7 protein-coding genes are annotated in these 9,644 nt (G+C 67.8%); 2 read left to right on the forward strand and 5 right to left on the reverse strand.

Annotated elements, in window-relative coordinates:
- Positions 1–2: 2 nt before the first annotated feature.
- The gene (locus M7D61_RS00560) at positions 3–2,798 is read left to right on the forward strand and encodes an FAD-binding and (Fe-S)-binding domain-containing protein (protein ID WP_366083703.1); all 2,796 of its coding nucleotides are present in this window, start codon (positions 3–5) and stop codon (positions 2,796–2,798) included.
- Positions 2,799–2,867: 69 nt separating this feature from the next.
- On the opposite strand, the gene M7D61_RS00565 is transcribed toward M7D61_RS00560, so the two are convergent.
- Complete coding sequence (locus M7D61_RS00565; RefSeq protein WP_366083704.1) at positions 2,868–3,974, reverse strand: dipeptide epimerase; 1,107 nt, start codon at positions 3,972–3,974, stop codon at positions 2,868–2,870.
- A 94-nt stretch (positions 3,975–4,068) separates the two neighbouring features.
- On the opposite strand from M7D61_RS00565, the gene M7D61_RS00570 reads away from it, so the two are divergent.
- Entirely contained in the window at positions 4,069–4,812 is a 744-nt protein-coding gene (locus M7D61_RS00570; RefSeq protein ID WP_298226518.1) for a glucosamine-6-phosphate deaminase, read from the forward strand.
- Here the strand turns inward: M7D61_RS00570 and M7D61_RS00575 are convergent.
- The 4 genes from M7D61_RS00575 to rpsO all read right to left on the reverse strand — a co-directional run bounded on the left by M7D61_RS00575 (position 4,809) and on the right by rpsO (position 9,376).
- Entirely contained in the window at positions 4,809–5,897 is a 1,089-nt protein-coding gene (locus tag M7D61_RS00575; protein ID WP_298226520.1) for an aldo/keto reductase, read from the reverse strand. The two genes, M7D61_RS00570 and M7D61_RS00575, sit on opposite strands and share 4 nt — an antisense overlap.
- A 192-nt stretch (positions 5,898–6,089) precedes the next feature.
- Complete coding sequence (locus tag M7D61_RS00580) at positions 6,090–8,351, reverse strand: polyribonucleotide nucleotidyltransferase (RefSeq protein ID WP_298226522.1); 2,262 nt, start codon at positions 8,349–8,351, stop codon at positions 6,090–6,092.
- A gap of 213 nt (positions 8,352–8,564) precedes the next feature.
- Complete coding sequence (locus M7D61_RS00585; RefSeq protein WP_298226524.1) at positions 8,565–9,005, reverse strand: VanZ family protein; 441 nt, start codon at positions 9,003–9,005, stop codon at positions 8,565–8,567.
- 101 nt (positions 9,006–9,106) lie between these two features.
- Positions 9,107–9,376, reverse strand: coding sequence for a 30S ribosomal protein S15 (rpsO, locus tag M7D61_RS00590; protein ID WP_298226528.1), 270 nt, complete (start codon positions 9,374–9,376; stop codon positions 9,107–9,109).
- Positions 9,377–9,644 lie beyond the last annotated feature (268 nt).

The following is a 9,644-nucleotide window of genomic DNA, read 5'->3' on the forward strand; positions in this document are numbered from 1 at the left end:
CGTTGCCCACCCCGACCCTCACCCCGAAGCTGACCGATCAGATCGAAGCGCTCGCCGCGGGAAGCCTGCGCATGCGCGCGACCGACCGGTTGGCGGCCGCCCATGACGCCTCGCACTTCCTGATGATGCCGGCCGGAGTCATCACCGTCAACGATGCCGGCCACCTCGCCGGTCTCCTGCGACTAGCCCACGACAGCGGAATCCCGGTGTCCTTCCGTTCCGGTGGCACCAGTCTCTCCGGCCAGGCCTCCACCGACGCGTTCGTGCTCGACACCCGACGCAACTTCCGCGCCATCGAGATCCTCGACGGCGGAGAGGCGGTGCGTGTCCAACCGGGCGCCACGGTCCGACAGGTCAATGCCCGCCTCGCCCGGCACAAGCGCAAACTCGGACCCGATCCCGCGAGCGAAGCCGCCTGCACCATGGGGGGGGTCATTGCAAACAACTCGAGCGGGATGTCCTGCGGCACCGAGTTCAACGCCTACAAGACGATCCGCTCCGCCGTCCTCGTCCTGCCCGACGGGACGCGCATCGATACCGCCGCTCCCGACGCCGACGAGCAGCTGCGCACACGTCAGCCCGCACTGTGGGAGGGTCTGCGCGGACTGCGCGATCAGATCCGCAGCAACCCGGCGTCCGTCCAGGCCATCGCGACGCAGTACGCGTTCAAGAACACCATGGGCTACGGACTCAACGCGTTCACCGATCACGATCAGCCCGTCGAGATCCTGCTGCACCTCGTCATCGGTTCCGAAGGCACCCTCGCCTTCGTCGCTGAGGCGGTCCTCGACACGCTTCCGGTGAAACCGCATGTCGCGACCGGCATGCTCTACTTCCCGACTCTCGACGAGGCCACCAGCGCGCTGACCGCACTCGTCGCGTCAGGTCTCGCCACCATCGAGTTGCTGGATGCGACCGCGCTTCGTGTTGCGCAGCGCGACCCCGCCGCCGACGAGGAGCTTCTCGCCCTCCCCGTCGACCAGCACGCTGCGCTGCTCGTCGAGTATCAGGAGGAGAGCACCGAGGATCTCACCGCCCGACTTGACGCGTGGGAACAGCTTGCAGCGCATCTGCCGCTGGCGCATCCTGCCGTCCTCACCCAGGACGCCGCGCGCCGGAACGCCCTCTGGCACATCCGCAAGGACCTCTATGCCACGGTGGCCGGAAACCGACCCTCGGGCACGACCGCACTGCTGGAAGACATTGCAGTCCCCGTCGACCGACTCCGCGACACCTGCAAGGGGCTCATCGCTCTCTTCGACAAGCACGGCTACGACGACAGCGTCATCTTCGGCCATGCCAAGGACGGCAACATCCACTTCATGCTCACCGAGCACTTCGCCGATCCCGCCTCGCGCGCACGCTCGGCTGCGTTCACCGAGGAGATGGTCGAGCTGGTTCTCAGCCAGAACGGCACGCTCAAGGCCGAGCACGGCACGGGCCGGATCATGGCGCCCTATGTGCGCCGCCAGTTCGGCGACGAACTCTACGACATCATGTGCGAAGTTAAGAGGCTTGTCGACCCGGCGGGCATACTCAACCCGGGGGTCCTGCTCAACGAAGACCCCGACGGTCCGCTGTCATACCTGAAGCTCACACCCAGTGTCGAAGAGGAAGTCGACAGGTGCGTGGAATGCGGCTATTGCGAACCGGTATGCCCGAGCAAGGACCTCACCGTCACACCGCGGCAGCGCATCGTCCTACGCCGCGAGCGCGCTCGCGCACTGCTGGCCGGGGACGCTGGCCTGGTCGCGGAGATCGATAAGGATTACGGCTACGACGGCCTGGACACCTGCGCGGCTGATGGCATGTGCTCCACTGCCTGCCCGGTGAACATCGACACCGGCAAACTCGTCAAAAGGCTTCGAAGCGAGCGGAACAACGCGCTCGCTGAGACGGGCTGGAACCAGGCGGCCAAGCGCTGGGGGGCTGTCACCAACGTCGCGGCTCTGGCGATGAACACTGCCAAGGCGATGCCAGCGCCGCTGGTATCCGCGACGACCGGGCTCGGCCGTGCGGTGCTCGGTGCCGACACCGTGCCGCGCTACAGTGCCGACCTCCCCGCCGGTGGCAGCCCGCGGCACCCGCTCGCCGCTGCCGACCCCGCCGCCGTCTATGTCCCGTCCTGCATCGGCACCATGTTCGCGCCCGCAGCCGGCGGAGTCGGAGTCCGCGAGGCGTTTCTCGCCCTCTGTCGCCGGGCCGGGGTCGAGGTGCTCATCCCCGAAAGGATCGGTGACATGTGCTGCGGCACGCCGTGGGCCTCGAAGGGCTTCCACGCCGGGCACCAGACTATGACCGAGAACGTGGTCCCTGAGCTTTTCGCGGCCAGCGATCGGGGCCGACTCCCGGTGATCTCCGACGGTGTCTCGTGCACGGAGGGGTTCCTGAACCTGGCCGCGGAAAGCGGACTGCGAATCATCGACGCCGTCGAGTTCGTCGAACAGCAGCTTCTGCCGCGTCTGAACATCACGCGGCGTCTCGACTCGCTCATGATGCATCCGACGTGCTCCTCCACCCAGCTCGGGGTGACCGATCCGCTGATCAGGATCGGCGAAGCGATCAGCGTCGAAGCGGTCATCCCGGACGACTGGGGATGCTGCGGATTCGCCGGAGACCGGGGGATGCTCCATCCCGAGCTCACTGCATCCGCCACCCGGGCCGAGGCGGCGGCGATCGGGCAGCGCGATTACAGCGCCTACGCTTCGGCCAACCTCACCTGCGAACTCGGAATGAGCCGCGCCACCGGGCAGCAATACCGGCACATCCTGGAGCTCTTGGAAGAAGCGACGCGGTGATCGACGGGCGTGCTTCTCGACCGGGCCGTCCGTCGTCCGTCGGCTCGACCGGAATTCCGGCCGGATCCGTCAGCGTCTGAGCCCGAGGATTCCCGTCCCCGGCTCCCCCGACAAGCGGAGAAGTTCGGCCTGGTACAAGACGCCGCCCTGCGCCGGACTGCTCACCAGCCACAGCCCTGCGTCGAGATCCTGGGGCTCGTCGGGGGCGACGGCGGAGGCGAGCGCGGCCGCCGCAGCGATACCGACGTGGGTCTCGGACATGCAGCCGATCACGACGCCGACCTCGTTCTGCCGAGCGAGAACGGCGAGTTCGATCGCCTCGCGCAGGCCGCCCGTCTTCGCGAGCTTCACGTTGATGAGATCTGCGGCCCGCACGCGAAGCACTTCGCGCAGATCCCGTCTCGCCCAGACCGTCTCGTCGGCCAGGATCGGCGTCGACACCACCTCGGTGACGTGCGCGAGGCCTGCCACGTCATCCCGGTGCACCGGCTGCTCCACGAACTCGACGCCGATGCCGTCATCCTCCCAGGCCGAGATGATTCGCACGGCCTGCTCCGGCTGCCACGCCTGATTGGCATCCACTCGCAGTGCGACTTCCGGACCGACAGCCGCGCGGACTGCGGCGACAACCGTCCGGTCGTCGGTTCCGGCTCCGACCTTCACCTTCACGGTGGTGAAGCCATCGTCGACGTGCCGGACGGCACTGCGCACGAGCTCGTCGACCTCGCGCCCCGTCGCCGCCGCGGAAACGGTCATGTCGGTGCGCACCACGTCACGCTCTCCGCCGAGGTACCTGTAGAGCGGAAGATCGGCCTGGCGCGCTGCGAGGTCGTACACCGCGCAGTCGACGGCCATACGCGCCGAGGAGTTCCGCACCACCGCTCTCTCCAGAGCCGCGCTCACCGCTACCGGGTCTTCCACCGGCATACCGCGGATGGCCTCGTAGAGCGGTCCTTCAATCGCGGCGGTCACACTCGCGTGACTCTCGCCGGTGACCCGCCAGCTGGTCGGAGCCTCCCCCCAGCCGGAACGTCCGTCGCTGTCTTGCACCTCGACCAGCAGGGCATCGACCGTGTAGGCGGTTCTCACGGCTGTCACGAAGGGTCGCACCAGAGGAATCTCTCGACGGTGCATGATCACGCTCTCGATCCGCGACACGGTGGTCCTTTCATTCATCCGACATACGGCATTCGAATCGCTCACGGCATGGCGGTCTTGAGCGCAATGTACATTATTTTCCTAGTTGTACATTTCAAGGTAAAGGACTCACATGCCCGCCAGTTCTTCGCTCCGTCTGATCGTCGCCGACCGCGATGAGGCGTCCCGACAGGCGGCGGATCTGCTGGCGGGTGTGCTCCGGACGGAGAGTCCCGTCCTCGGCCTGGCAACGGGCTCGAGCGTCGAGGCCGTCTACGAAGAACTCGCGATACTCGTCTCCGGCGATCCGGAACTGCAATCCGGCGTCTCCCGCGCGCAGGCATTCGCCCTCGACGAATACATCGGTCTTCCTCCGGACGACGCGAACAGCTACCGTGCCACGCTGTTGCGCCAGTTCGCAGAACCGGTCGGCCTCGCCCCCGACCATCTGCATCTGCCATCTCCACAGGCGGTCGCTGCTGCATACGATGACGAGATCGCACGGGCCGGCGGAATCCGCCTGCAACTGCTCGGCATCGGCAGCAACGGACACATCGGCTTCAACGAGCCCGGGTCTCTGTTGAACTCCCGCACACGCCTGGTCGATCTGGACGAGCGCACCCGGCGCGACAACGCGCGCTTCTTCGGGGCCTTGGACGCGGTGCCGATGCAGGCGATCACGCAGGGCATCGGGACCATCCTTAATGCTGCAACTCTCGTCGTGCTCGCGTTCGGTTCGGCCAAAGCAGAAGCCCTGACGGCAGCGATCCTGGGCCCCGTCACGCCCGATCTGCCCGCGTCTGCACTGCAGCACCACCCGGATGTGATCGTCCTGGCCGACGAGGAAGCGAGCCGAATGCTCCGCCCGGGCGGCTAGCCCTCGACCGCGCGATCGAGGTCGAGGATGTCAGAGCGCGTGAGGCGCACCGCTGCCGCGGTCATGATCGCGTCGATCTGCTCAGGGCGGGTGACACCCACGATCGGTGCTGCAACGCCGCGTTTGGCGAGCAGCCAGGCCAGCGCGACGGCGATCGGGCGGACGCGGTGCTCGGCGGCGGCGCGGTCGAGGACCGCCGCGACGCGGTGCTGACGGCCGCGTCCCAGCAGATCGACGGCGCGCTCGCCCGGCGCGCGGGTCGGCAGACCGAGGCCGAGGATACGGCTGGCGAACTCCTTCTGCGGCAGCGGCGGCGCCGACAGGAGCGAGGCGGCGAGGCTCGCATCGGGCAGGATCGCGAGATTCTGCGCGGCGATGGCCATGCCGACCTCGCCGTCGAACGCGCTGCGTTGGAGCGGGTCCCAGTCGCCCAGGACGCCCACGAAGCGCGGCAGGCCGTTCGCCGCGGCCAGCACCCGTGCGCTGAGCAGTTCGTCGGCCGTCGCGCCGGCGACGGCCGCGTACCGCGCCCGGCCGGCTGTTGCGAGGCTGTCGATGGCCGCGAGACCGTGCTCGAGGGTGATGCCCGGCGTCCGCAGGTCCACGATGACGAGGTCGACGCTGTCGACGCGGAGCCGCGCGATCGCGCGGGCGACTGCGGCGATGAGCGACTGGGCGCTCGGGGCGGCGTCGCGCTCGAGCACGCCGGCAGTCGGCGACATCCTGATGGAGAGCTGCATGCGGTCGGTGAGGCGACGCCTCTCCAGCCACTCGCCGACGAGCGCCTCGCTGCGGCCGCGGCCGCCGTGGCTCGCGAGGTCGATGAGGGTGCCTCCGCGGGCGGCGAAGCGGTCGAGGATGGCAAACGCCACGGCGTCGTCGAGCGCGGCGAGGCGCGCGGCGCCGAGTGCGATCGGGAACACGTCGAGTTCGGTTTCGCCGACCCGGCGGCGCGCGACGATCGCGACAGGAGCGGTGCGGTCGGCGTCGCCGGCGAGCAGAGCGTCAGAGCGCACCTGGAGTTCGTCGGCGTCCAACTCGGAGGCGCGCGCGGGGACAGCCGGATCGGCGTGCTTCTCGACCATGCCCGCCCCCATTTCCCTCAGCGCTTTGGATGAGGGTAAGTCACTCTCCCCCCATCCTCGGAGGGCGCACCCGAACCGTTACGAGAAATTTGCCGAGTTGTGCGAAAACGCCATCCCCAAAAGAGGGGTCTGGTACGCCGAGGGCGCCACACGGAACACTCCGCGCAGCGCCCTCGGGCTTTAAGGTACCGACTACTCGACAGCGGCCTCGAGGACAGCCTCGGCCGACGCGCCGCCCTCGCCATCGGCGACGACGGGAGCCAGCGACAGCTTGCCGCGGTCGTCGATCTTCGTGATCTCGACGAGGATCTTCTGGCCGACGCTGAGCACGTCCTCGACGTTTTCGACGCGCTTGCCGCCGGCGAGCTTGCGCACCTCGGAGATGTGCAGCAGGCCGTCCTTGCCGGGCAGCAGCGAGACGAAGGCGCCGAACGCGGCAAGCTTCACGACGGTGCCGAGGAACTGCTCGCCGACCTCCGGGTTCGTCGGGTTGGCGATGGCGTTGACCTGGGCGCGGGCGGCCTCGGCCGACGCGCCGTCGGTGGCGCCGATGTAGACGGTGCCGTCCTCTTCGATCGAGATCTGAGCGCCGGTCTCGTCCTGGATGGCATTGATCGTCTTGCCCTTGGGTCCGATGAGTTCGCCGATCTTGTCGACCGGGATCTGCACGCTGATAACGCGAGGCGCGGTGGGCGCCATCTCGTCGGGGGTGTCGATGGCGGCGGTGAGCACCGAGAGGATCGTGGTACGCGCCTCCTTCGCTTGCTGCAGCGCACGGGCCAGCTCGGCCGACGGGATGCCGTCGAGCTTGGTGTCGAGCTGGATCGCGGTGACGAACTCGGACGTGCCGGCGACCTTGAAGTCCATGTCGCCGAGGGCGTCCTCGGCGCCGAGGATGTCGGTGAGGACCGCGTATTCGGTGCCGCTTTCGGTCTGCTCCGAGATGAGGCCCATCGCGATGCCCGCGACGTGCGCCTTCAGCGGGACGCCCGCGTTGAGCAGCGAGAGCGTCGAGGCGCACACCGAGCCCATCGAGGTCGAGCCGTTGGAGCCGAGCGCCTCGGAAACCTGCCGAATGGCGTACGGGAAGTCTTCGCGGCTCGGAAGCACCGGGACGAGCGCACGCTCGGCGAGGAATCCGTGGCCGATCTCGCGACGCTTCGGGCTGCCGACCCGGCCGGTCTCACCGGTCGAGTAGGGCGGGAAGTTGTAGTGATGCAGGTAGCGCTTGGTCGTCACGGGCGACAGCGAGTCGATCTGCTGCTCCATCTTGAGCATGTTGAGCGTCGTGACGCCGAGGATCTGCGTCTCGCCGCGCTGGAAGATGGCCGAACCGTGCACACGCGGGAGGACCTGGACCTCGGCGTCCAGCGGACGGATGTCCCTGGTGCCGCGGCCGTCGATGCGGATGCCCTCGCGGAGCACGCGGGTGCGCATGACCTTCTTCGTCACCGACTTGTAGGCGGCGCTGACCTCGGAAAGCGCCGACTCGGGCAGCTCGCCGAAGCCGACCTTGGCGGCGATGTCGGCCTTGACGCGGGTCTTGAGCTCGTCGTCAGCATTCTGGCGCTCGATCTTGTCGGCGATCTGGTAGACCTTCGCGAGGTCGTCGTGCGCGAGCGCGTCGACCGCGGCGTAGGTCTCGGCCCTGTAGGGCAAGAAGACCGGGTACTCCTGAACTTCCTTCGCCGATTGGGCGGCGAGCTGCTCCTGCGCGGCGACGAGGACGCGGAGGAAGGGCTTGGCCGCCTCGAGACCTTGCGCGACGACGGCCTCGCTGGGCTTGGTCGCACCGCCCTGGATGAGCTCCCAGCTGTGTTCGGTCGCCTCGGCCTCGACCATCATGATGGCGACGTCGGACGAGCCGTCGGCGGCCTTGACCACGCGGCCGGCCACGACCATGTCGAACACCGCGTCGAGCAGCTGCGACGCCTTGGGGAACGCGACCCACTGGTCGCCGATGAGCGCGACGCGCACGCCGGCGATCGGGCCGGAGAATGGCAGGCCCGAGATCTGGGTCGACGCGGATGCTGCGTTGATGGCGAGCGCGTCATAGAACTCGTCCGGCGCGATGGCGAGGACGGTGACGACGATCTGGATCTCGTTGCGCAGACCGTCGATGAACGAGGGGCGCAGCGGGCGGTCGATGAGACGGCAGACCAGGATGGCCTCCGTCGAAGGGCGACCTTCGCGGCGGAAGAACGAGCCGGGGATCTTGCCGGCGGCGTACGAGCGCTCCTCGACGTCGACGGTGAGCGGGAAGAAGTCGAACTGCTCCTTCGGCTGCTTGCTCACGCTCGTCGCGGAGAGCAGCATCGTCTCGCCGTCGAGGTAGGCGGCGACGGCGCCCTGCGCCTGCTGAGCGAGACGGCCGGTCTCGAAGCGGATGACGCGCTTGCCAAACTTGCCGTTGTCGAGGACAGCCTCGGCGTATTTGATTTCAGGACCTTCCATTGAGGTCTTTTCTCCTGTCTTTTCCCCGGCCGCCGGATGCGGCATGCGGGGTTGCATGCAGGAGCAGGATGCAGGCAGGGCCGAGCCCGAAGCTCTTACTGGCCACCAGTAGAAGGTCTCGGCACCGCGTCCGAAATCCACCACCGAGGACCAGCGCCTGCCGGCCTACTCCTACGAACGGCAAGGCTATCAGAGAGGTCTGGGCGAACCCCGTCAGTGGCGCCGGAGCCTCTTTGACGCGGCGAGCGCGAACCCGATGCCGATCACGACCCCGATCGCCCCGCCGAGCGAGTTCGACGCGACGTCGCGGATGTCGGAGACGCGGCCCGGGATGTACCGCTGCACGAACTCGATGGCGCCGGTCGACGCGATGCTGAGGGCAAGCCCCACCCACCATCGCCGCCACCCGAGCAGCAGCACGGGGAACAGCCCGATCGGCAGGAACAGCACGACGTTGAGGGTGAACTCGAGATGCGGGTACGTCGCCCAGTGCGCCAGCACGGACGATGATCCCGCGTAGCGCTGGATGTGCACGTAGAGCCAGAAGACGGCCGTGTCCTTCTGGCCGACGTTGCCCGGGGTCAGCGTGACCCAGGCCACGGCCGCGAGGTAGGCGATCGTGATCGGGGCGATGACGGGATGACGGCGGAACATCCCCTGACCTTATGAGAGACGGCCCGTCGCACACTGTGCGCCGGGCCGCTCTGAGGCTTGGCGAGCTATTGACTATCGGCTCGCGCGCCGGAGGCGCGGAACTATCGGCGGAGCCCGAGGCGCTCGATGAGCGCGCGGTAGCGGCTGACGTCGATCTCCTGGAGGTATCCGAGGAGGCGGCGGCGCTGACCGACCAGGATGAGCAGACCACGACGCGAGTGGTGGTCGTGCTTGTGCTCCTTGAGGTGCTCGGTGAGGTCCTTGATCCGCTTGGTGAGGATCGCGACCTGCACCTCGGGGGAACCGGTGTCACCGGGGTGCGTCGCGTACTCGTCGATGATCGCCTTCTTGGCCTCTGAATCAAGTGCCATGAATAGGATCCCCTTTCGTTTTGCTGCGCGGTGCCCGGGCCTTCTGCCCTGACGCTCTCTGCCCGCGGCCGTTAGACGGCAACCTGTTGACTCTAACAGAATGGGCAGGATGACTTCCCCCGGGCCGGGGTTCTGGGCGGAAGCGCAACGCCTCGTAGGTTGTGGTTGTTCACGCCGACGACCGGAGGGGTTGCGCTTCCTTGACCGCACATTACCGACACCTGACCTTGGATGACCGTGTCGAGATCGAGCAGCTGCTGGAACGGGG

Origin of the sequence: Gryllotalpicola sp. (assembly GCF_027352875.1) — a bacterium.
Taxonomy (GTDB): domain Bacteria; phylum Actinomycetota; class Actinomycetes; order Actinomycetales; family Microbacteriaceae; genus Gryllotalpicola.